This window comes from Sulfuricurvum kujiense DSM 16994 (assembly GCF_000183725.1).
GTDB classification, from domain to species: domain Bacteria; phylum Campylobacterota; class Campylobacteria; order Campylobacterales; family Sulfurimonadaceae; genus Sulfuricurvum; species Sulfuricurvum kujiense.
The window spans coordinates 121805-145982 of record NC_014762.1 but is presented as its reverse complement, the minus strand read 5'-3'; the positions used below and the strand labels follow the sequence as shown (position 1 = coordinate 145982).

Annotated in this window: 18 protein-coding genes, 5 tRNA genes and 1 riboswitch; of the genes, 10 read left to right on the top strand and 13 right to left on the bottom strand. The window is 48.5% G+C overall.

All coding sequences use genetic code 11. The features are described 5' to 3' along the window. The first annotated feature begins 95 nt into the window (after positions 1–95). Complete coding sequence (metH, locus tag SULKU_RS00740) at positions 96–3596, top strand: methionine synthase (protein ID WP_013459006.1); 3501 nt, start codon at positions 96–98, stop codon at positions 3594–3596. Between the two features lie 128 nt (positions 3597–3724). Here metH and SULKU_RS00735 read toward each other — a convergent pair whose 3' ends face one another. From SULKU_RS00735 to SULKU_RS00720, 4 genes are read right to left on the bottom strand one after another with little or no spacing between them, the layout of a single operon-like run. Further along, on the bottom strand, positions 3725–4903 hold the full coding sequence (locus SULKU_RS00735) for a replication-associated recombination protein A (RefSeq protein ID WP_013459005.1): 1179 nt from the start codon (positions 4901–4903) through the stop codon (positions 3725–3727). A 2-nt stretch (positions 4904–4905) separates the two neighbouring features. Then, positions 4906–5304, bottom strand: a complete 399-nt coding sequence (locus tag SULKU_RS00730) for a secondary thiamine-phosphate synthase enzyme YjbQ (RefSeq protein ID WP_013459004.1) — start codon at positions 5302–5304, stop codon at positions 4906–4908. Beyond that, positions 5301–6248 (bottom strand): pseudouridine synthase, encoded by a 948-nt coding sequence (locus SULKU_RS00725; protein ID WP_013459003.1) that lies wholly within the window; start codon positions 6246–6248, stop codon positions 5301–5303. Before SULKU_RS00725 ends, SULKU_RS00730 begins: the two co-directional genes overlap by 4 nt. After that, entirely contained in the window at positions 6245–7213 is a 969-nt protein-coding gene (locus SULKU_RS00720; protein WP_013459002.1) for a KpsF/GutQ family sugar-phosphate isomerase, read from the bottom strand. The genes SULKU_RS00725 and SULKU_RS00720 overlap by 4 nt, the downstream gene beginning before the upstream one ends. 44 nt (positions 7214–7257) lie before the next feature. On the opposite strand from SULKU_RS00720, the gene SULKU_RS00715 reads away from it, so the two are divergent. Genes SULKU_RS00715 through SULKU_RS00705 form a run of 3 tightly spaced genes read left to right on the top strand, consistent with a single transcriptional unit; the run spans position 7258 to position 9991 of the window. Beyond that, positions 7258–8649 carry a bifunctional ADP-dependent NAD(P)H-hydrate dehydratase/NAD(P)H-hydrate epimerase gene (locus SULKU_RS00715; protein WP_013459001.1) on the top strand — a complete coding sequence of 464 codons (1392 nt, stop codon included), beginning with the start codon at positions 7258–7260 and terminating at the stop codon, positions 8647–8649. Then, complete coding sequence (purN, locus tag SULKU_RS00710) at positions 8646–9200, top strand: phosphoribosylglycinamide formyltransferase (protein WP_013459000.1); 555 nt, start codon at positions 8646–8648, stop codon at positions 9198–9200. The genes SULKU_RS00715 and purN overlap by 4 nt, the downstream gene beginning before the upstream one ends. Before the next feature lie 14 nt (positions 9201–9214). Next, complete coding sequence (locus tag SULKU_RS00705; RefSeq protein ID WP_013458999.1) at positions 9215–9991, top strand: thiazole synthase; 777 nt, start codon at positions 9215–9217, stop codon at positions 9989–9991. 248 nt (positions 9992–10239) lie between these two features. On the opposite strand, the gene SULKU_RS00700 is transcribed toward SULKU_RS00705, so the two are convergent. Further along, positions 10240–11463 carry an MFS transporter gene (locus tag SULKU_RS00700; RefSeq protein ID WP_013458998.1) on the bottom strand — a complete coding sequence of 408 codons (1224 nt, stop codon included), beginning with the start codon at positions 11461–11463 and terminating at the stop codon, positions 10240–10242. After that, positions 11463–12830, bottom strand: a complete 1368-nt coding sequence (locus tag SULKU_RS00695) for an amino acid permease (protein WP_041666704.1) — start codon at positions 12828–12830, stop codon at positions 11463–11465. Before SULKU_RS00695 ends, SULKU_RS00700 begins: the two co-directional genes overlap by 1 nt. A 204-nt stretch (positions 12831–13034) precedes the next feature. Here SULKU_RS00695 and SULKU_RS00690 point away from each other — a divergent pair. The 6 genes from SULKU_RS00690 (at position 13035) to SULKU_RS00665 (ending at position 15160) form a co-directional block, all read left to right on the top strand. After that, positions 13035–13112: transfer RNA gene (locus tag SULKU_RS00690), tRNA-Pro, on the top strand. A gap of 48 nt (positions 13113–13160) precedes the next feature. Beyond that, positions 13161–13237 (top strand) — tRNA-His (locus SULKU_RS00685). Between the two features lie 50 nt (positions 13238–13287). Further along, a tRNA-Arg gene (locus SULKU_RS00680) sits at positions 13288–13364 on the top strand. A gap of 11 nt (positions 13365–13375) precedes the next feature. After that, a tRNA-Arg gene (locus SULKU_RS00675) sits at positions 13376–13452 on the top strand. Between the two features lie 18 nt (positions 13453–13470). Further along, positions 13471–13555 (top strand) — tRNA-Leu (locus SULKU_RS00670). A 247-nt stretch (positions 13556–13802) separates the two neighbouring features. Then, a riboswitch (guanidine-I (ykkC/yxkD leader) is annotated at positions 13803–13895 on the top strand. 47 nt (positions 13896–13942) lie between these two features. After that, on the top strand, positions 13943–15160 hold the full coding sequence (locus SULKU_RS00665; protein WP_013458996.1) for a hypothetical protein: 1218 nt from the start codon (positions 13943–13945) through the stop codon (positions 15158–15160). A 180-nt stretch (positions 15161–15340) separates the two neighbouring features. On the opposite strand, the gene atzF is transcribed toward SULKU_RS00665, so the two are convergent. The 7 genes from atzF to SULKU_RS00630 form a co-directional block, all read right to left on the bottom strand. Then, the gene (gene atzF / locus SULKU_RS00660) at positions 15341–17089 is read right to left on the bottom strand and encodes an allophanate hydrolase (RefSeq protein WP_013458995.1); all 1749 of its coding nucleotides are present in this window, start codon (positions 17087–17089) and stop codon (positions 15341–15343) included. Then, positions 17086–17427, bottom strand: a complete 342-nt coding sequence (locus tag SULKU_RS00655) for a DMT family transporter (RefSeq protein ID WP_013458994.1) — start codon at positions 17425–17427, stop codon at positions 17086–17088. The genes atzF and SULKU_RS00655 overlap by 4 nt, the downstream gene beginning before the upstream one ends. Then, positions 17427–21026: an urea carboxylase gene (uca, locus tag SULKU_RS00650; protein ID WP_013458993.1), complete on the bottom strand. Its 3600-nt coding sequence runs from the start codon at positions 21024–21026 to the stop codon at positions 17427–17429. Before uca ends, SULKU_RS00655 begins: the two co-directional genes overlap by 1 nt. A 135-nt stretch (positions 21027–21161) precedes the next feature. Then, the gene (locus tag SULKU_RS00645) at positions 21162–21803 is read right to left on the bottom strand and encodes an urea amidolyase associated protein UAAP2 (RefSeq protein WP_013458992.1); all 642 of its coding nucleotides are present in this window, start codon (positions 21801–21803) and stop codon (positions 21162–21164) included. Beyond that, positions 21796–22560 (bottom strand): urea amidolyase associated protein UAAP1, encoded by a 765-nt coding sequence (locus SULKU_RS00640; RefSeq protein WP_041666702.1) that lies wholly within the window; start codon positions 22558–22560, stop codon positions 21796–21798. The genes SULKU_RS00645 and SULKU_RS00640 overlap by 8 nt, the downstream gene beginning before the upstream one ends. Further along, a complete protein-coding gene (locus tag SULKU_RS00635; RefSeq protein WP_013458990.1) occupies positions 22529–23305 on the bottom strand; it encodes an ABC transporter ATP-binding protein in 777 nt (258 codons plus the stop codon). The genes SULKU_RS00640 and SULKU_RS00635 overlap by 32 nt, the downstream gene beginning before the upstream one ends. Continuing rightward, positions 23305–24114: an ABC transporter permease gene (locus tag SULKU_RS00630; RefSeq protein ID WP_013458989.1), complete on the bottom strand. Its 810-nt coding sequence runs from the start codon at positions 24112–24114 to the stop codon at positions 23305–23307. Before SULKU_RS00630 ends, SULKU_RS00635 begins: the two co-directional genes overlap by 1 nt. Positions 24115–24178: the final 64 nt, after the last annotated feature.

The window sequence follows — 24178 nt, the reverse complement described above, 5'->3', positions numbered from 1 at the left end:
AAAGTGTATCGAAAGAATTATATTTTCACCCTTAGAAGCGCTTATGCTCCTTTTGGATAAAATCGTGCCATTATTTATAATACAAGGTCTTTGCTATGTCGGTAAAAAACACGCTTCTTGAAACCATTTCCCGCCGTCCCCTTATTATCGACGGCGCCATGGGAACACAGCTTCAAGAGCGTGCCGACAAAATCCCTGAAAGTGCCTGGGAAGGATTAGAAGGGTGCAACGAGCTTCTTAATGTCACCTGCCCGGAGGTCATGAGCGATATTTTTCACGCCTACCTCACTGCCGGAGCCGATCTGATTACGACCAACACCTTCGGCGCTTTCAGCTGGGTACTCGATGAATACGGGATCGGTCATCGCGCCTACGAGCTCTCCCGTGCGGGAGCGGCAGTCTGTAAAGCCGAGTGTGATAAATTCTCCACTTCCGATCACCCCCGTTATGTGCTCGGTTCCATCGGACCGGGAACCAAACTCCCCTCTTTGGGACATATCCATTATGATGAGATGTATGAGGGGTATCTAGAGTGCTGTCTCGGTCTGATTGACGGCGGATGCGATATTTTTCTTTTGGAGACCTGCCAGGATCCACTCCAGATCAAAGCGGCTCTGCACGCCTGCGAAGCGGCCAATAAAGAACGCACTACGGCTCTGCCGATTATGGTCTCCGTCACCATCGAGCTAGCGGGAAGTATGCTCATCGGAACCGATGCGGCAACGATCGCGACCATAATGGAGCCGTTCGATATCATCAGCCTGGGATTCAACTGCGGTACGGGACCGGAGCAATACGCCAAACACGTCAGAACCCTCTCCGAGGTATGGGGGAAACCGATCTCGGTGCATGCCAATGCGGGATTGCCCCAAAACCGTGGCGGCTATTCGTACTATCCGATGGGGCCCGATGAATTTGCCAATCTTCAACGCGATTTTTTGAATTACGACGGTGTCAGCTTCCTCGGAGGATGCTGCGGTACGACTCCTCAGCATATTCGTGCACTGGTCGATAAAGTCTCCAGGGTTGCCCCTAAAAAACCGAGCGGAGAGACGAAACCGTCCATCGCATCGCTGTTCAATACAGTTGAGCTGATCCAGACCCCTGCTCCGCTCTTGATCGGAGAGCGCTCCAACTCGACGGGATCGAAAGCGTTTCGCGAACTCATCATCGCGAGCGATTATGAGGGGACACTCAGTGTCGGTCAAGCGCAGGTGCGCGACGGCGCCCACTGTTTGGACGTCAACGTCGAATTTGCAGGACGTGACGGTGCGGTCGATATGTCTCACGTCATGAGGCTCTATAACCAAAAAATCCCACTTCCCCTCATGCCCGATGCGACACGGGTCAACACGATGGAAGAGGCACTCAAATGTATCGGCGGAAAACCGATCATTAACTCGGTCAACCTCGAAGACGGAGAAGAGCGTTTAGACGCTATCTGTTCTCTCGCCAAAAAATTCGGAACGGCGCTTGTATGTCTCGTTATCGATGAAAAAGGGATGGCGAAAACCACCGAGGATAAAATGCGTATCGCCGATCGTATTTATGATCTGTGCGTCAACCGCCACGGCATCGATCCGCGCAATCTGATGTTTGATATGCTCACCTTTACGGTGGGAAGCGGAGATTTGGAGTACCGTGATGCCGCCATCCAAACGCTCGAAGCGATCCGGCAGCTCCATTTCAAATATCCGAATGTCGGCTCAACTCTTGGGCTTTCTAATATCTCATTCGGACTCAGTACCAATGCCCGTGTCTTTTTAAACAGCGTCTTTTTACACCATTGTATTGAAGCGGGAATGACGAGTGTCATCATCAACGTCAAACACATCATACCGCTCTCTAAAATGTCCGAAGAGGACCGTGCCATCTGTGAAGAGCTTTTATTCCATCCGGATGATCAGTCCCTGTTTAAGTTTATCGGACACTTTAGCGATAAAACAATCGATAACTCTAAAAACGATGAAGCCTATGAAGCGCTCAGTGATGAAGAAAAGATTGCCAAGCTCCTTCTCGACGGGGACAAAGAGCGAATGATTCCGTTGGTCGAAAGAGTCCGCCTCACAATCAGTCCCGATAAAATCGTCAATGAGATCCTTATCGATGCGATGAAAGTGGTCGGCGAACTTTTCGGATCGGGGAAAATGCAGCTTCCGTTCGTATTGCAAAGTGCCGAGACGATGAAAACGACGGTCGATTATCTCAACCCGTATCTCTCCAAACAGGAAAAAGATACCGATACTACCCTCGTTATCGGAACCGTCAAAGGGGACGTCCATGACGTCGGCAAAAATCTCGTCGATATTATCCTCTCCAATAACGGGTTCAAAGTGATCAATATCGGGATCAAAACGGAGCTTGAAGAGTACCTCGAGGTTATGAAGTCTAAAGATATCCACGCTATCGGGATGTCGGGATTGCTGGTCAAATCGACCCAAGTAATGAAAGACAATCTGGAGACAATGGCGGGCATGGGGATCACCACTCCGGTACTCTTGGGAGGAGCGGCACTTACCCGTAGCTTCGTGGACGATTTTTGCCGACCGATTTATCAAGGTCCTATCTTTTATTGCCGCGATGCGTTTGACGGGGTTATCGCGATGAGCCGCATCGAAAAATACAATGCCGATCCGAGCATAGGGCTTGATACACGTTTGGGCGGCGATATGGTAGAAAAGTCTGTCAAGGAAGTTATCGACGTAGTCATCCCTCCATTTCATGAGCTGAAAATGCCTTCTCGTGAAGTTAAAATCCCCACCCCTCCGTTTTGGGGGCGTCGCGTATTGCGCAAAGAGCAGCTCGACTTTGATATGGTGTGTGAATGGATCAATAAACGAAGCCTCTTTAAACTGCACTGGGGATACAAGCGCGCCGGAATGCCGGTAGATGAATACAAAAAACTTTTAGAAACCAAAGTCTATCCGGCCTATGAGCGGATCAAACGTGAGATAGTGAAGCGGGGACTGTTTGATCCGACGATAATCTACGGCTACTATCCCGTTCGAAGCAGCGATCAGGAACTCCTTATTTTTGATGAGAGCAGCGGATGGAACATCGATGAAAATGCTAATCGCCAGCCTCTGGATGAAGTGATCGGAAATGCCAAATATGTATTCGAATTTCCGCGTCAGCGCAAAGTACCACATCGGGCGTTAAGTGATTTTTTTACTCATACGCGTGATGACGTATTGCCGCTAACGTGTGTCAGTGTCGGGGACAAATTCAGCGAGTATGAAAAAGAGCTCTACGCAGCCAATGAATATCTGGAATATAATCTGGTACACGGATTTGGGGTAGAGCTGGCCGAAGCGCTGGCCGAAGTGGCGCATAAACAAATACGGCTCGATCTGAATATCGCGAGTGATGACGAAGGGTTCAGCCTGCGTGATGTCCGCATGAATCGCTATGCGGGTGCACGATACAGTTTCGGATATCCTGCATGTCCTGATTTGGAGCCGAGCCGTATTATCTTTGATCTGTTGCGTCCTGAAGAGTTCGGGATTACTCTCAGTGAAACGTTCCAAATTCACCCTGAGCAGAGTACGACGGCGCTCGTTGTCCATCACAAAGAAGCGACGTATTACAATATTTAACTCTCTTGTCCCTTTTTTTGTTCCGGCAAAAAAAGGAACCAAAAAAACCTCATCTGTCTGATGGTTCGCTAACGCGCGACTCTCGCACTACTGCTTCGCGCGCGGCTCATTTACATCAGACAGATTTTTTATACTTTAGAACGGTTCCACACTTTTTGAATCCACTCCCCCATCTTCGCTTCATACCCGCTGTTTTTAAATTCGACAAACTTGAGCGGTTTCGATAGGTATTGCTGATCTACCCAACCGCCGAAGTCGTGCGGATACAAATACCCTTTATGCTGTTGGCGCAAATGGGTGGGAATGTCCAGAATGACTCCGTTTTTGACGGCTTGCTGTGCCGAATTGATCGCGTTGTAGGCCGTATTGGATTTAGGCGAAGCACACAGATAGATCACGGCTTGAGCCAAAATAATCCGTGCTTCGGGATAGCCGATCTGCTTTACGCTCATCATCGCCGAGGTCGTCAGCGTCAACGCCTGAGGATTGGCATTTCCCACATCTTCGGATGAGAGAATGACCAGACGGCGGGCGATAAATTCCGGCGGTTCTCCCCCTTCTATAAGACGGGCGAGATAATAAATCGCCGCATCGGGATCGCTTCCCCGGATACTTTTGATCAGTGCGGAAGCAAGATCGTAATGGACTCCCGCTTCGGAGCTTCCCAAACTTTGTGCAGCAGGACGGAGCGATTTGAGTAGTCCCAATGTAATCGGTTTATTTAGTGCACAAGAGACTTCGAGAAGTTTGAGCATTGCACGCGCATCGCCGCCCGAACTGGCAATCAAATATTCGCGTGCCTCTTCGTCCATCTCAATAGCCGTTCGAACTAACAAATCGTCTAACGCTTCATGTGTAATCGAATAGAGTTCAAACAACAACGAACGGGATCGCATCGCTGCCGTAAGCGAAAAATAGGGATTTTCCGTCGATGCACCGATCACTAACACGCTGTTTTTTTCCATAACCGGGAGTAACACTTCCTGCTGATTCTTTGCTAGACGGTGTACCTCATCGATGAAAATAAGCGGCTTGGTGAGTGAATTTTCATATTGATCGAAAATTTTGCGGAGCTGTTCGATTTTAAGAGATGTGGCATTAAATTCGTAAAAGGGCAAGCCCATCACTTCGGCAATAATCCGCGCCAATGTCGTCTTGCCACAGCCGGGAGGACCGTAAAAAAAAGAGTGGGTAAGATTACCGTTCTCACACAGAGAACGCAATGGGGAATCAGGAGAACAAAGGTGAGGCTGGCCTACCACATCGTCAAATTTTTTCGGACGAAGCAGATAGGTCAAATCGGCCATAATTAACCTGCTATTACTTTGATAATCACTTCACGTTCTTGACGCGGTCCGTCAAATTCACCGAAGAAAACACCCTGCCATTTTCCGAACATCGGACGCCCCTCATGTACGGGGATGCTAACCGATGCACCCATACGGGATGATTTTAGATGGGCTGCCGCATTGCTTCCGACATGAGCGTATTGCGCATCACTCGGAATGACTTTGGAAAGAGCTGACAATAAATCACGGCGAAGATTTTGGTCTGCATTTTCGAATAAAAAGATGCTTCCTGTCGTATGCGGAGTGAACACGACACAAATACCCTCTTTAATACCCGACATAATGACCGCTTCTCTCACTTCTGCACTAATATCCATTAACTGTGTTTTATGACTGGTTGGAAATTTGAGTGTTTTCATTTTTTGTGTTCACCTTTTGCAAATTTTTTTTCCGGTTTGTACTTATTCGTACCGAAAGGCTCGTTGGAAGATTTCGGTTTGGCTTTTGATTTCTCTTTCGTAAACGTTTTTGCCGGTTTGAATTCTGATTTTCCCTCAGCACGCGGCGCTTTTTTTTCACTCTTTTGTTTTTGTTTTTCCGCTTTTTCCAAAGCATCCAAGAATTCACGCAACGATGCGTATTCGCTCCGCTCCAAAAAGCGTACTTTTCCGGTCGGAAGATTATTCAGATCGATCCCCCCGAAACTGAGCCGTTTGAGGTCGACGACCTCGGCACCGAAATGGGCGAAAAATCGGCGAAGCTCGCGGTTTTGCCCCTCACCGATCGCAACTTTGAGAACCGAATAATCCCCTTGGTCTTTTTGCACCTGATACGCATAAAAAGGGGCGAAGCTCATCGGGCCGGCTTCCGCGTGTTCATGGGCACCGGCGCTCGCGTCTTCAAGCTCCAGCCCTTCCCCCATAGCCACTTTCATCGCTTCGGTCACGGGACCTTTGATCTTAATCTTGTACACCCGTTCCATTTTCGAGGTCATCAATGCCGTAGCAACCCGTGACGCATCGGTGAGGAGCAACAGTCCCTCGGAGGCGAAGTCAAGCCGTCCTATCGGGATGTAATGACGATACTGTTTAGCCAAAGAATCGTAAATCGTTTTACGCCCCTGCGGGTCTTTTTTCGTTACCAACTCTCCGCGCGGTTTGTTATAAACGATCACCGTGAATTGATCCGTCGGGGTGATTTTATTCCCGCTGATCATGACGTTTGCATGGCGTTCATCCACCTGTGTGGCGGGATTGGTTTCGATTTCACCGTCAATCCGGACATAGCCGTCTAAAATCGCCTGATCGGCTTCACGGCGCGAATAGGTCGAATAGTGGGCAATAAATTTGTTAAGTCGCATCATGAGATACCTGCTTCCACGAGTGTATGAAGATGCAATGCACCTTGAATAACGCCGGCTCGGTCGGTGACCACCAGCAACTGGATTTTTTTCGTCTCGATCAATACCAGCGCATCACTGGCAAGCATCGACGCATCATCGATTACAAGGGGTTTTTTGGTTGCATACGCCTTGGCGGAGGCATCGAGAGAAAACGATTCGCTCATCAACGCACGGCGAATATCGCCGTCACTCAAAAGACCTGAAAGTTTTCCTTCATTGTTTGTGAGCATCACGGTTCCCAATCGTCCTTCGCTGAGGATGAGAATCGCCTCTTTCAACGGAGTGTTTTCATTGACGATCGGAAGGTTCTCCGTCCGCATCAGATCACTTACTTTAACAAAAAGGCGTTTGCCCAATGCACCGCCGGGATGGAAAGAGGCAAAATCCTCTTTTTGAAAATTCCGTGCCTTCATCAAACATACCGCCAACGCGTCCCCCATGGCCAATGTCAGCGTCGTTGAACTGGTCGGAGCGATATCCAGCGGGCACGCTTCGTGTTCAACATTGATATTGATCACTTCATCACTGTAACGTCCGAGTGTCGAAGCGGCATTGCGCGTCATCCCGATCAAAGGGATATCGAAACGCTTGATGTGCGGAAGAATAGAACTGAGTTCAGGACTCTCGCCGCTGTAACTGATCGCCAGTACCGCATCCTCACGTCCTATCATCCCTAAATCGCCGTGTAGCGCTTCGGTCGGATGGAGGAAAAAGCTCGGTGTCCCGGTAGAGGCAAACGTTGCGGCTATTTTAGCCCCGATCAGTCCCGATTTTCCGACACCCGTTATAACCAATTTTCCTTTGCATGAGAGAATAATCTCTACCGCACGCGCTATCTCTTCTCCGAGCCGTTCAGATCCTTCACGGAGAGCTTGCGCTTCAATTTCAAGTGTGTTTTTGGCTATTGCGATATAATCGTTGTTCATAAAATTATTATAGCTCAATAACCCTTTAAAACTGGTGTCTGTTTATGCAAAATCTTTACCTTGACGTATCACCTCTTGATCAGCGCGGCGTTACGAAATTTGCCCTCAGTGAAGAGGTGATGATGGAACATGCCGCAATGGCGATGGCACACTTGATCCGAGCGCGGTTTAACGCCAATTCATCCGTTCTCATTGTCTGCGGCAGCGGAAACAACGGAGCGGACGGCTTAGCCCTAGCAAGGCTTCTGGAAGGGGATTTTCATATCTCTCTCCATATTCCTTTCGGTGCGAGTTCGCCGCTTGCCCATCTTCAGCGGGATCGCGTCGAAGCGTTAGGATTAAAACATGCTCCTATCGAAGGAGACTATGACGTTATCGTTGATGCACTTTTCGGTTCAGGGTTGAACCGTCCTCTCGGCCCGACGGCTATCGAAGCTTTGATCTTGATGAATGGGATGAGCGGACTCAAAATAGCGTGTGACGTCCCCAGCGGCCTTTACGCCGAGGGCACATTCGATACTAATGTTTTTTATGCCGATATCACGGTCACGATGGGGGCTTATAAACGTTCGCTTTTCAGCGACGGCGCCAAAGAGGTCTGCGGCGAAATCATCGTTGCGGATTTAGGAGTACATAAAAAGCGATATGAGACACCGTCGCCATGGAAGTTATTAGAATCTCAGGACTTATCACTCCCAAACAGAATCCGAGCCTCTTCCCATAAAGGAAGCTACGGCCATTTGGCGGTAGTCTGCGGCGAAAAAGCAGGCGCATCCGTAATCGCAGGCTCAGCAGCCCTCCGTTTCGGAACGGGATTGGTGAGTCTGATCAGTAACGAAAACGTAACCATCCCTTATGAGCTGATGCAAAGCCATTCCATTCCCTCAACGGCCACGGCTATTGCACTGGGGATGGGGCTGGGGGTAGAGTTTTGCGACGATGAGCTCTCCTCTTTGCTGGACAATACCCTTCCGCTGGTTTTGGATGCCGATATTTTTTACCATCCGATGTTTAGCAAACTTTTAAAACGCACCTCGCTCGTCCTTACCCCGCATCCCAAAGAGTTCACCCAAATTTTACGGCTCACCGGTATCGCCGATATCGATGTTAGCGCATTGCAAAGCAACCGTTTCACTTACGTTGAGAAATTTTGCTCCGCCTATCCAAACACGGTGTTAGTGCTTAAAGGCTCCAACGTTATTATCGGGCAGGGAGAAGAGTTTTATATCAACCCGCTGGGAACCGTAGCTCTTGCCAAGGGGGGAAGCGGGGATGTCCTAAGCGGTCTTATCGGTGCCCTGCTGGCACAAGGGAATACGCCGTTGGAAGCGGCAATTCAAGGTTCGCTCGCACATACCCTCGCTGCACAGAAATTCGATAAAAACAATTATGCCCTCACCCCATTTGACCTCATAGAAAGAATTACCTGCTTATGAAAAAAATCGTTGCCCTCTTTAGCGGCGAGGGGACCAACCTCGCCAATCTGATCACAAAAATCCATCTTAAGCATGCCGCAATCGTTTGTGCTATCACCAATAATCCCGAAGCGGGAGGTATTGCCAAAGCCAGAAGTGCCGGCATACCGGTCGAGATACTTGACCACCGGGATTTTGAGAGTCGCGAACTCTACGATGAAGCGTTGGTTTCACTCATCCAAGAGTACAATCCCGATCTCGTAGTGCTGTGCGGGTTTATGCGGATTCTTACCCCCGTATTTACATCGCAGATCCGTTCCATAAACCTCCATCCCGCACTTCTCCCTGCGTTCAAAGGTGCCCGGGCAATCGAACGCAGCTTCGAAAGCGATGAAAAAGTATGCGGAGTCAGTGTACACTGGGTCACCGATGAACTAGACGGCGGTGAAATAATCTTGCAAAAAAGTTTTACTAAAAATCCTAATGATAATTTAGAAGAATTTACTGCTAAAATTCGCGCAATCGAGCATGAGGTTCTCCCTCTGAGCATACTAAAAGTTTTACATGACTAAACAAAAGGATATGGATGCATACATTACAAATCGGAAAATATACTCTCGGAAGCCGACTCATCGTCGGAAGCGGTAAATACGACTCGTTTGAAACAACCAAAGCGGCAACTTTGGCCTCGGGTTCTGAGCTGATCACCGTCGCCGTACGCCGTTTGAACATCACCAATCCGAATGAGCCGAATCTCCGTGATACCTTTGCGGGAACGAACGTCAAGTTTCTGCCAAACTCTGCCGGATGTACGACAGCCGAAGAGGCGATTACCCTTTTCCGTCTTACCCGCGAAGCGACGGGGATCGATTTGATCAAACTCGAAGTAATCGGCGATACCCAAAAAACTCTCTACCCCGATGTTTTGGAGACGATCAAAGCGTGTGAAGTGTTAGCCAAAGACGGTTTTACTATTATGGCGTATACCTCGGATGATCCGATTATGGCACGCCGATTGGAAGATGCGGGTGCCCATGCGATCATGCCGCTCGCCGCTCCGATCGGATCAGGTCTCGGCGTTCAAAACAAATATAACATCGTGTTTGTCCGTGAAGCGGTCAAAGTGCCGATTATCGTTGATGCGGGAATCGGATGTGCGAGTGATGCTGCGTTAGCGATGGAACTCGGAGCGGACGGAGTTTTGACGAACACCGCGATTGCGCAGGCGCAAAATCCGATACTGATGGCGGAAGCTATGAAGAATGCTGTAATTGCAGGACGTTTAAGCTATCTTGCGGGACGCATCCCGAAACGTCCGTATGCGACCGCAAGCTCACCGGTTGATGGGATGATTCAGTTTTAATCATTTCTATACTTTTCTTTTCATAGAAAAGTATCAAAAGAAATCGCCCTCACCCCAAATCGCTGTCGGTACGCCTCCGCACTACTGCGGGTGACCTTGCTCTTAGTGTGGCGTGAGGGCATTATTATTTAAAATTCCCGTGATCCAATACCTAGAGCCGTTCCGGAGGCAGTAGTGCCGAGAGGAACGAGCGTTCTTGGATCACGGTATGCTCTTTTGGTACTTTTCTGACTAAACAGAAAAGTACATTACGCTTCTATATAATCCAAATCTTCATGAAACGTCTCACGCGTATAATACAGCGCGACTAACGCAATCACAAATACAACCGATCCAACTGTGGCCGCAGCACCCAACACACCCATACTCTCTTTCAGAAGCATGAAACTCGACGTGATCGGCACCACCGATCCGCGAACGAAATTAGGTACTGTCGTTGCGACAGTAGCACGAATATTCGTTCCGAACTGCTCTGCCGCCATCGTAATAAACAGCGCCCAGTAGCCGCAAAATACCCCCAGTAAAAAGACAGCGATGTAAAACGCATCGGCACTGGCACCCTGAAGGGTAAAATAATAGATAACGCTTAAAAGCGAAAGGGCCATGAAAATCGTATACGCTTTCTTACGGCTCCGCATCTGCTGAGACAAATATCCGCTGGCCAAATCCCCGACAGATAAACCGATATAGGTATACATCAACGCCGATCCCGCCGTTACTTCTCCCTGAATGGAAAGCGCGGTCGCAAACTCGGGAGAAAACATCACCAAAATACCGACGACATACCACAACGGCATCCCGATGACGATCGCCTTGATGTATTTAGTAAAAAGCTTTTTATGGGTAAAAAGGGCAAAAAACTGCCCACGTTTGATATCATCGCTCAAATTATGCTCAAACATCGCCGACTCACGAACCCGAAAGCGCAGTGCAAGGAGCATGAATCCCAATACCCCTCCGATAATATAGGCATTGCGCCACTCAAAATATCCGGCAACACCTTTAGCTGCCACAACACCCAATACCCCAAACGCCGCAATGGTCATGACACCATACCCTCGTAGCTCTTTGGGAAGAATCTCGGCAACCAACGTCACTCCCGCGCCCAATTCTCCCGCCAGGCCGATTCCCGCGATAAAACGCAAAATCGTATATTGCTCGACATTGGTAACAAACGCATTAAGCAAATTGGCAACGGAATAGAGGATGATCGAGGCAAACAGTACTGAGAGTCGCCCTTTTTTATCCCCGAGAATCCCCCATAGAATCCCACCGATCAGCATCCCAGCCATTTGGGCATTCAGGATATACGAACCCCACAGAGTAATACCCTCTTTATCCAATCCCAACTCGCTCAAACTCTCGACACGCACAACCCCAAACAAAATCAGGTCGTAAATATCAACAAAATACCCCATCGCGATAACAATGACGGGGAGTGTCAGAACCTGACGCCATACCGATATCGCCATCACTCTGCCTTTGAACGTTTCGTACTGTAATAAGCGTAAATCAACATCCCGATAACCGACCATCCGATAAAGCGAAGCCATGTCTCAAACGGCAACCCCGCCATCATAAATATAATCAGAATGAAATTAAGGGGCATCAGGATTTTAAACGCAGGGATTTTAAAGACCGGCTGAATACTATTTTGGCGACGAAGAACGATAATCGCCACCGCTACCATCAAATAGGCGAACAGTGTTCCGATATTGACCAATTCCGCCAACGTTTTAAGAGGGATCAACCCTGCCATAATACTGAGCAAGATACCGCCGATAATAGTCGCTTTATAGGGAGTATTGAATTTCGGATGAATTTCACTTAGTGTCTTCGGCAATAGCCCGTCGCGTGCAAGGGCAAAAAAGATACGGGTAAACCCGAGCCCCATAACGATCATAACCGTCGTAATCGTAATAACGGCACCCAAAGCGATAACGTTTGCCGCAAACGGTTCATTTACTTTGTACAATGCAAAAGCAAGCGCATCGGGAACGTTCAGTTCCTGATACGGTACGATTGCAGTAAGGGTAAAACTCACCAGGATAAAAAAGACGACACTCAAAGCCAAGGAGAGGATAAGTCCCAACGGGATATTGCGTTCAGGGTTTTTCGTCTCTTCAGCTACCGTACTGATCGCATCAAATCCGAGGTAAGCAAAAATAATCAATGAAGCTCCGTGCCATACCCCTTCCCATCCGAACGGGAAAAAGTTGGAGAGATTATGAAAATCAACGTGCGGCAATCCTACTACCACGAATGTTACTAAAACTCCAAGCTTAATAAATACGATGGCCGTATTAACTTTTGCACTCTCCTTGATACCGATTGCCAGAAGAACAAAAATAGCCAAAATAATCCCGAATGCACTGATATCGATATAAGTCCCTGCACTCGGGTTATAAGCGCCGCTGAGGGCTTGCGGGATATGTAGTCCCATAGAGTTTTCCAAGAAACGGCGCAGATACCCGGACCACCCCGTAGCCACCGCGGCAGTAGCCACTCCGTATTCAAGGAGCAGATTCCATCCCACAAACCACGCAAATACTTCCCCCAAAGAAGCAAATGTAAAACTGTACGCACTCCCCGCAACCGGATAGGCGGAGCTGAGTTCCGCATATATAAGAGCCGTAATCCCGATCATCACGGCACCGAGCAAGAACGACAATACGATCGCCGGTCCCGCCATCGTTGCCGCCGCCTGACCGGTGATAACGAAGATACCGGCGCCGATAACCGCACCAACACCGATAAACGTTACATCCATGAGACCGAGGCTTCGACGGAATTCTCCGTTTGTGCCGCTCATATCCTTTTTCCTAAAAATACCTTTCATTCCCCATCCTCAACACAGTATCTGCAGTACAATTAGAGTCAATTATACATTATTTTTCACGTGCTTCGTCATTTTTATACTCAACCCGGACAAAAGATAAACGATTCGTTTAACACGGTTACGCAAAAGTCTTGACAATTCTTTTATTTTCGACTATAATTTCGCCTCACTAATTAGCTCACCTGAGTAAAATTAGATGAAGGTCGGGGCGTAGCTCAGTATGGTTAGAGTACTTGGTTTGGGACCAAGGGGCCGGAGGTTCGAGTCCTCTCGCCCCGACCATGTTTTTTTATTTTAATGTATCATTTCAAACAGAATCTTTTACATATGGTGGAATTAGCTCAGTCGGTTAGAGCATCAGGTTGTGGTTCTGAGGGTCGTGGGTTCGATTCCCATATTCCACCCCATTTGTTTCTGGTTTGAAACTCTTCTGATACGCGATGTTTTAGAAGGATGTGCGTTCGTAGCTCAACTGGATAGAGTAACGGACTTCGGATCCGTAGGTTATAGGTTCGAACCCTATCGGGCGCACCATATATACTCTCGCGTCCTTAGCTCAGCTGGATAGAGCAATGCCCTTCTAAGGCATCGGTCAGAGGTTCGAATCCTCTAGGGCGTACCACCTTAGACTTTTTTTTATGCGGATGTGGTGAAATTGGTAGACACGCCAGACTTAGGATCTGGTGCCTAACGGTGTGAAGGTTCAAGTCCTTTCATCCGCACCATCGAAAAACCCCTATTTTTATGGGCTTCGGTATACTTTCTTTAACAAAAAATCCATTAATTGCATCTTTACAAGATTTAATCATATAGCTATTCCACTCGTATTCTCACAATCGTTTATTCTTTATTCTAAAATTTACTTTTGAGTTGATTATAAATTAATCACATTACATGATTACAGTTTAATCAATTAGATTATAATTATTTCATGTAGAAAATTCGGGGGGAATATATCTCCCAATATTGTCAATAAATGGATGCTAGGGTTCCGACTGCAAAGTGCTGGTCCGAGAGCATCCGGCCTCGTAAGCGGCTACACGGAGGGATAAAAGCCCGGGAGAGAGAGATATTTCTCCCAGTTTTTTCTCAAAAACCGTTTAGGAGTCATTATGAGAGTTACAAAAATCAGTTTATTGGCGTCATTGTTATTATATACGTCATCTTTTGCTGTCGACAACATAGAAGTTTCAGGTGCCGGCAAATTCTTTTACGGCACTGTCGATGGATCGCCTGATGGGACTAGCCGTCCTAACCTTTTTAACAAAGAAGGGGCATTCGCTCAATTCGGGATTGATATGGGCATCGCTGCCGATCTGGGAGCCGGATTCAAAGGAAAAATTGCCGGTACCGGATTAGCCACTGCCAATATGGGCGGCAATATCGTCAATGCACCGTGGGCGACCGGGATGATGGGAAGCCAGGTCTGGCTAAGCGAAGTTTATTTAAATAAAAACGTATTGGATAAAACAGCCGTAACTCTTGGGCGCCAGAGTCTTGACACCCCTTTTGCTTTTACCGAACTTTGGAATATCGCGGCTAATACTTTTGATGCTGTTTTAGTTGAAAACACCGATTTATCGGATACGACACTTATCGGAGCCTATATCGACAAAGGTAACGGCGTTAACGGATTTGCAACGGTCAATCCGGCTATTGCAGATTCAGGAAAATTAAAAAATCCGTTCAAGAAGTTTTATGAAGGGGCCTATGTCGTAGGGGCGAAAAACAAATCGTTTAACGGCACTGAACTGCAAGCATGGTTCTATGAACTAAAAAATACGGCTAAATCGTACTGGATTCAGGGCGACACAGAATTTTCCGGAATAACGTTAGGAGCTCAGGCGGCAGTGTTGAATTTGGATAATACGCTTGACTCGTCTGACAATTCTAAAGCTTATGCAGCTAAAATCGGATACACCGCGATTGAAAACCTCACGCTAAGCGCCGCCGTTTCCCAAACGGATAAAGACGGATCGGCAAACTTTCAAATCGCTAATTTGGCTACCGGCGGGAGCGGCGGAGCGCAATCAAAACTCTACACCGAAGCATGGTGGAACTTCGGATATGTCGGCAAAGCGGGTACGACCGCCTATAATGTCACCGCTCTTTATACTGTTCCTGAAATCGTAGATCTTGGATTCTTTTATACGGATGTAGATCAGCGTGCGGCAAACGGCGATAACGATATGCGCGAATATACCCTAACCGCTGCTAAATCTTTCGGTTCGCTCGACACAAGCCTCGCTTACGTCTACTCTAAAGCCAATGATTATAACGATGCCAAATATTACAATAACATCCAAGTTTATCTAACGTATAAATTTTAATGGATTCTCTTTAGGCCGCTTCGGCGGCCATTTTTATCTTTCTTCCCCTATCTATTTTGCAAGAAGCCTGCCCTTTAAAAATATATGTAAATGATTGAAATGGCGGTGAGCAGTGGGGTTTGTTGCAGCTGCAGCAGGCTCAATAGTCAAACCTGCTGATGAGGGTTTAGGGTGAATTCTTTATTGTAAATAATTTCTCCATCCGCCTAAGGCAGTGATCTCTTTTGCCCCCTCAACTGCGTAACTCTCGCAAAGAAATCCTTTGACTACTTTGCCATCGGCCAATATCAGGCTCCCCAGAGCCAATGGTGAGGGAACTCCGCTAAAAAACGATCCGAACTCTTCGCTAGGAATCTCCCAAAGTTCAACTTCAATTGTGCCGCCGCCTTCATTCACCTGGACAAGCCCCGGACGCGGAGGGGTAAAGTTTTCCAGAGCAAAAAAGCGGTACTGCGGGGCGGTTGAAGATTTTTCAACCAGCCGTGCCCCTCTGTCGGTTAATTCATGATTCAGGGGAAGACCGGACATATGCGCCCCGCAAACGGCTAAAACAACCGTTTTCGGTTGGTGCGGTTCAATAAGACCGCTTTCATACCCTGATGCAGCATGCAATTTTGCTCCGACATTTAAAAGAGAATGTTCATACCAGGCCGGTGCGGCAAGGGTCACCCCAAACGGCAGCCCCTCAGAGGTAAATCCGGCAGGAACGGCGCATGCGCTCAGATCAAGCAGATTCATAAAATTGGTGTAATAGCCGAGATTCGTATTCAACGCGAGCGGCTGTTCACGAATTTCATCACGACGGTAGATTGTCCCGGCCGTAGGCGTCATGATCATATCGACCGAGTCCATAATCCGGTCGCTGATTTTTTTGAGCTCAGAGAGGCGGTAAAACCCTTCAAACGCATCCATAGCGCTCGGTTTGGCACCGGAGAGGATAATCCCTCGGGTCACGTCCAGCATTGCGTCGCTCTGCGTATCGGCGAAGGATTTAATCCCGCAGTAGCGTTCGGCAATCCACGGTCCGTGGTAGAGCAGTTTTGCCGTCTCGATAAAAGGGGAAAAATCAATCTCGCATCGGATCCCCCCTAACGACTCGAGTTTTTTAACACTCTCCCAAAACAGGGATTCGTACGCACTGTTTCCGAAAAATTCCAGTTGCTCTTCTCTCGGTACCCCGAAACGAAACGTCCCTCCGAACGGAATAATGCAACTTTTCGAACGTGAAAAGGAGTCCTCATCATCAACGATGCCGCACAGGTCATAAACACGTCCGGCATCTTCGCAGTTTTGGGCAAAAATGGCGACACAATCGAGACTTTTGCATGCGGGGACAACCCCTCGGATACTCAATGCCCCCCGTGTCGGTTTTAACCCGACGATGTTTCCGAACGCGGCAGGAACGCGGCCCGATCCTGCCGTATCGGTTCCCAGCGAAAAAGGGACGATCCCCGCAGTCACGGCCAATGCTGACCCTGAACTCGACCCTCCGGAGACGTAATCGGGATTAAATAGATTAATCCCCTCTCCATAAGGGCTTCGTGTCCCGACAAGCCCTGACGCAAACTGGTCCAGATTGGTCTTGCCGATCGGAATCGCACCGGCTTCAATCAGCTGTTTGACCACAAACGCATGTTCGCTCGGAAGATAGGAAAATTCCGCACATCCGGCCGTTGTGTTCATCCCTGCAATATCGATGTTGTCTTTTACCGCAAACGGAACTCCGTATAGCGGCAATGAGGCAGGATCACACCCTTCCAAACGGAGGAAATACGGTTCCAGAAATGATGTATCCGCTTTGGCAATCCAAATGTTTTTATCATCAAACATACTCGATTTGTCAAGACAACTCTGAATTACTTCTCTGACGCCACGACCTTCTACCCGATACTGATGCAGATAATCACCTATCGTTTTCAACTCTCTCATCCTAACCCTCCTTGTGAACTGCGTTCGGCAAAATGCAGACCAACAACTCCAAATGCGATCAATGCAATACTGGCCAGTTTGATCGGATTGGAAGATTCGCTGAAATAGGCAATCCCTATCACTGTCACCATTACCGTCCCCGCACCCGTCCAGATCGCATACACCGTACTCATCTCAATTTTTTTCATCACAAACGGCATCAGTACAAACGCCATCGCATAAAAAATGAAAATCATCACCGTAGGAAATATCTTTTGCATTCCGTCTGAAAGTTTCATTGATGTCGTCCCGGCAACTTCTAATAAAATTGCCAGAGCCAGTAAAATCCAGCTGTTCATTACACACCTTCTGTTTTAATGATGACAAGAGTATGACCCGTATGAACGGTATCGCCCTGTACGCATAATACTTCGACCACTTCCCCCGCAACAGGTGACTCGATCATCACTTCCGATTTCATCGCTTCGATAATCACAAGCGTATCCCCCTCACGGACTGTGTCCCCTGCTTTAACCGAAATTTCCCATACATTTCCGGAAAGAAAACTCGAAACCGCTTCGCACCCCTCAGGAATTTCAGCGAAATCGCTCTCATCGTCCGTTTCGAGTGTTTCGCTGACATAAGCCGAAATCCCTGAAGCCTCCCATCGTTGGCGTTCGGCGTTGAACGATTCTTGCTGGATTGTTTTGAATGCATCGATCGATTCTCTGTTCGTCTCTAAAAACTCGAGATACTCTGCCAAGGAGAATTCTCCCTCTTCAATCCGCAATGAAAACGTCCCGTTGATGAAATCTTTTCGCATTTGTGCCAATTCATTCTGCGAGACGGGATAGAATCGGATACGGTCGAAAAATTCCAATAGCCACGGCTTGCCCAGTTTAAAATCGGTTGTCGATTTATATCGGTTCCACATCTGTACCGTCCGTCCGACGAACTGATATCCGCCGGGTCCTTCCATCCCGTAAACACACATATACGTTCCGCCGATTCCTACCGCATTTTCCGGTGTCCACGTACGGGCTGGATTGTATTTGGTCGTCACAAGACGGTGACGCGGATCGACGGGAACCGCTACCGGAGCACCCAGATAAACATCCCCGAGACCCATGATCAGATATTCCGCTTCAAAAAGGATATTCTGGACATCCTCGATGCCATTCAAACCGTTCATCCGTCGGATGAATTCGATGTTGCTCGGGCACCACGGTGCATCGTCACGTACCGACTGCATATATTTCTCGATCGCCAGTTTCGTTGAGGGGTCATCCCAAGACAACGGAAGATACACCGTACGGCTCGGAACGATGATATCCCGAGTTGCCGGCATTCGTGAAAGTTCTCCCTTAACTTTTTCCAATAGTTCCGTCAATGAGAGTGTTTGGCTCTCATAATGGATCTGTAATGAGCGGATCCCCGGCGTGAGATCGATCAAACGGACATCATTGTCAGCTTTGAGCCGGCGCATCAGTTCATGAACCTGAAAACGCAATGTCAGATCAAGCTCCATCGGACCGAACTCGATCAGGATATAATGGTCGCCCGACAGCCGTATTTTCACCGCGTCATGACGATCGTTGGCAGCGATTTCCGCTACCACCGGATTCGTGACGGTCGGAGCCGGCAGAGATGGCAATGTCCCCTCAAGTCCTGCGATCTTCGCTTCTAAATCACGTTCCATCTTAACGGCATCATCGTACGTCATCGGAATGAAACGGACTCTGTCTTTGGGGCCTAACTGCCCCATTTTCCACAGCTCCGCACCCACAATCGTTACCGGGCAGACAAACCCTCCCAGACTGGGACCGTCAGGGCCTAAAATGACCGGCATATCACCGGTAAAATCGACCGTACCGATCGCATAAGCGTTATCATGCAGATTGGAAGGATGCAATCCTGCTTCTCCTCCATCCTCCCGCGCCCAAAGCGGTTTAGGACCGATGAGCCGGACTCCGGTACGGTTGGAGTTGTAGTGCACCTCCCAATCGGTAGCAAAAAACGTTTCAATGTACTCCTCTTTGAAAAAATCAGGTGCTCCGTGAGGTCCGTAAATCACCCCGATTTTCCACTCTTTGGCCATTTGCGGGCGTAATGCGGCGTCGAGGACTGCCTGAAATTTTTTCTCATCGGATCGGTGGGTACTGAGCTGATCGCCGATCTGCAGGATTCTCCCTGCATGGCCGCCGAATTCACCCAGCGTAAATGTCGCCGTACTCCCCAGATACTCGGGAACGTCAAATCCACCGTCAATAAGCAGATAGGTACGGGCGCCCGCTCCTTCGATAATCCCCATTTTCAGGATATCGCCTGCAGAAATTTCGATGGTTTCCCAATAAGCCGCTTCCGCTCCGTTGAGCTGAGCTTTCATCGCGGCTCCGGTCAGCACGATCCGTGTCGGAAAATGAAACTTCAGCGTCGAACCCGTTACCGTCATTTCCAAACCGGGTGCTTTTTCATCGTTCCCTAGCAGTCGGTTCCCCAGACGAAACGAGAGTGAGTCCATAGGACCCGAGGGGGGAACACCGATATCCCAGTAACCGATCCGTCCCGGTGCGGATTGAACCGTCGTATGGGTCCCCGGCTTGATCACTTCGACAATAGCAGGGGAATAATTGAGCGTCCCCAGATATTTCGTAGTCTGTTCCCCTTTTGCAAATACCTCTTCGTCCAGAACACTTTTCAAATATCCGATATTGGTAACGATCCCATACAGTGTCGTCTCGCTCAATGCGCTCTTCATCGCTTCGATTGCTTCGTCACGGCTGGAAGAGTGTACGATCAATTTGGCAATCATCGGGTCATAATACGGTGAAATGGCACTCCCGCGCTCGATCCATGTCTCGCATCGGATATTTTCCGAAAAAACAACTTCACTGAGTACCCCCGAACTCGGTTGAAAGTTTTTCAACGGATCTTCCGCATAAACCCTCACCTGAATCGAGTGTCCGCTCGGCGTATAGCTTTTTTTCAGCACATCGCCCAGCTCTCCGGCAGCTTCAAGTATCATCCACTCGACCAAATCTACTCCGAATATCTCTTCGGTTACCCCGTGTTCGACCTGTAATCTTGTATTCACTTCCAGAAAATAGAACTTTTCTTCCGTCGTATCGTAGACGAACTCTACTGTTCCGGCCGATTTATACGATGCCGAACGGGCCAAATTGACTGCTGCACTGCGTAATGCATCACGAACCTCTTCGGATAATCCTGGGGCCGGTGTCTCTTCGATCACTTTTTGGTTACGGCGCTGAAGCGAGCAGTCCCGCTCACCCAAAGCGATCACATCCCCTTTTCCGTCACCGAATATCTGTACCTCGATGTGGCGTGCAGAGGCTACGAATTTTTCGAGGTAGATCCCCCCTTGCGAAAAGTTGCTCTTGCTGAGACGGCCGACCGATTCGAAACCGTTTTCAAGATCTTCGGCACCGTAGCACAGCTGCATTCCGATTCCCCCGCCACCGGCCGTACTTTTGAGCATGACCGGATAGCCGATCTCTTGAGCGGCACGCAATGCTTCCTGCACATTTTCAAGAAGCTCGGTACCCGGTAAAAGCGGAACATTTTGAGCTTTTGCCATAGAACGGGCGGTATGTTTCAGTCCAAAATCTTCCATATGCTTCGGTGTCGGTCCGATAAACACGATCCCCTCTTGCGCACATCGACGTGAGAATGCTGCATTTTCACTCAAAAAACCGTATCCGGGATGAATCGCATCGGCACCCGTCTCTTTCGCCGCTTGGATAATTTTCTCTACATCCAGATAACTCTCTTTTGCAGGCGGCTCCCCCAAACATATCGCTTCATCCGCCATCATCACATGAAGTGATCCGGCATCGGCATGCGAATAGACCGCGACAGAAGCGATCTTCATTTTCTTGAGAGTACGGATAATACGGCACGCTATCTCTCCACGGTTAGCTATCAGTACTTTAGCAAACATTTTTTTTCCTCACATCATAATCTATACATAAATTTTGAACGCAATCGGAGCGACGCCATAAAGGACGCATGAACCCCGATATGCTACGCTGGCCTATGGCATTAAAGCTTGCCTCATCGAGGCAGAAATCTGTTATTAAAAAGGTTTATAGATGCTCAGTCTTACCGGTGTAGGATTGAACGCATTGCACGGGTTATTAAGCTGCGGACAGTTCGAGATCAATACCAGGGTATCCATCAATGCGATCAATTCGATCGTACTGCCGGGGGTGGAAATCCCGTCTATGATGGCCAGTGTCCCGTCCGCTTCGACCGGCACATTCATGAAAAAATTGATATTGCTCACGAGATCGCGCTTGTCCATCCCCATTTGTCCCAATGCCAAAAGATAATTGTCCCGGCACGAATGCATATCGAGTTTATCCAGCGCGTAGCGAACCGTATTGCTCTCGGCACTGCATGCACCGCCCAGTGTATCGTGGCGCCCGCAGGTATCGCTGATCACTTTCATCATCGTATTTCCCAAATTGGAAACGAGTTCGGTACCCGTTTCGACAAAGATGTTCTTTTGTCGTACGATGGTTTGAGGAGCGCTGTAGCGTTCTGTGACGTCATTGGCATTGTAAAAAAGGGTATCCACAGCCTGGCACCCTTCCAAATCGACGATCCGCAGCACTTCGCCCGCTTTCACAACATGGTACCAAGGCTCTCCGGCAGGTATCGTCTCATCATAGATAGGTTCATTCAAAGTCAAATCGACCGTAATCATCTCAGACATTTCCGCCTCCTTGAGTAAACTGTTTCATATAATTTCTGGTGTTGACAAATGCGCGCTCGCTTCGCTCCGAATCAATCACACATATATCATCTTCTGCCACGGCATCTCCCTGATAGACGGTCAGATTCACCGGTTTGACATCGTACGTTTCATTGGTGCTCAGCACATGCACGGTATTTGACAGGATTACGAGGACATCCATCTCGGCACGCAGTTCGATAAAGCTCCCCGCAGGCACAGTGTCCTCTCGGAAGATCAGTTCTCCGCGTTCACCGATCTTCGCATCGGCGAAAAGGTTGAGACACGGCATGATATCGCGGCGTCCCATCCCGTATTTTCCTACTTCCACGAGGAAATTATCAAAATCGTTTTTGTAATAGCAATTACGCTTGGCCTGATAGTTTCCGAGTCCGCAAAGTTTTTCGACATCGGCTGCCATGGTATAACCGCACACCGTATCGTGCGTCTCACAACTGTCTTCAATAATCGACATCAAAATACGGCCCATGTCCGAATAGAGTGCTTTGCCTTGCTTTAGATACGCGTTATATTGAATCTTGACCGTATCGGCCGCGTTATAGCGCTCGGTCCGTTCATGGACGTTATAAAAAAGGGCCGAAAGGCCGCTTGTCGCTTCGGTATTCAGGATTCGAAGCACCTGACCTTTGCGAATGATCTTGCTCCAGCGTCCTCCGCCCGGCAGTACCTCATCAAAGAGGATAGTCTCAGGCGATAATGGTTTCATCATGGTCGACATGCCCTTCTCCTTTATTTTTTCGTTTATTTTTATCAAGTTTTATATCATTGACGACCGTAGCGCCGTAGGCATTCGGTGAGTGCGGATCGTTACGGACTTTATCAAACACCAGCAATCTGGTGCCGAGCTCAAAAGCCTCTTTGACATCATGTGTCACCATAAATGCGGTCAGCCCGTAGGTCTGCCATAATCCGTGAACCAGCTCCTGCATATCGGATCGGCTTCCAGGATCAAGTGCGCCGAACGGCTCATCCAGCAACAATATCTTCGGCTTTTTCACCAAAGCCTGAGCGATAGAGAGACGCTGCTGCATCCCTCCTGAGAGTTCAGAAGGGTACTTGTGCGCCGATTGCTCCAACCCTACCGCTTTGATCATCTCCATCGCTTCCTCTTTAATCCGGCGGCGTGCGCTTCCGAACGCTTTGCCCAGAAATGCAGAGTGTTCCATCTCCAGTCCCAGCATCACGTTTTCCAATGCTCTTAGATGCGGGAACAGGGTGTATTTTTGAAATACGACACCTCTGTCGCTCCCCGGCTCATTCGAGAGCGGCTCGCCCTCAAGCAAAATTGTCCCGCGAGTCGGGCTCTCCTTCCCTAAAAGCATTCGCAAAAAGGTGCTTTTTCCGCATCCTGACGGTCCGATAAGGGTACAAAATTCCCCTTTTTCGATCGTGAAATTGAGTTTTTCAAGAATGACGTTATCATCGTAGGTTTTCCATACATTACGGATTTGCAAATAACTCATTATTTCTCCTTCCGATACCATGGAAATGCTCTGCGAATGATCACCGCAAGTATCCAGTCCATAAGAAATGCCAGCAGCGTGATCCACGCGACGTACGGTAAAATGACATCCATCTCCATGTAGCGGCGCATCAAAAAGATACGGTATCCCAAACCTTCCGAAGACGCGATCGCTTCCGCCGTAATGAGAAAAAGCCATGCCGCACCCAGTGAAAGTCTGAGCGCATCCAGCAGACGTGGCATAACATGGGGTAAAACGACACGCAGAATGATCTGCCATGTCGATGCCCCCAAGGTTTGCACCTTGATCAAGAGCTCTTCGGAAAGTTCCATGGAACGCTGCTGCGTATCACGGATCAGAAACGGAGCCACACCGATAGCGATCAGCGCCACTTTAGCCGATTCTTCCAGCCCGAAAATGATCAACAGTATTGGCAATATCGCGATCGGCGGTATTAACGATACTGCTGCCGAAAACGGGGAAAGAAGTGAACGAAACAGAGGTAACGTCCCCTGTACGATCCCCAATATCAGGCCGACAGCCGTAGCAATCCCCAATCCTTGTGCAATCCGGTTCAGACTCGCAACCGTATCGGTGTACAAAATCGGCTCTTCGGTTAATTCATCCGGTTCCATGACCATCGTTTTTACCGCTTCGCCGATCGCTTCAAATGTCGGAAGAAGCTTGTCTTCCGGATTTAGGGCGTGACGCGCATCTGCAGCAATCCAATAGACCAATCCGAGAATCACAAACGGCAATATTTTTAAAAGCGGTGAAAACCGTCCAGCATTCAGATTGATCAAACGCATGGATTACAGTTTCCCTTCTGCCGCTTGTTTCATAAACTCTGAATTAAATCGGAGTTTGACATTT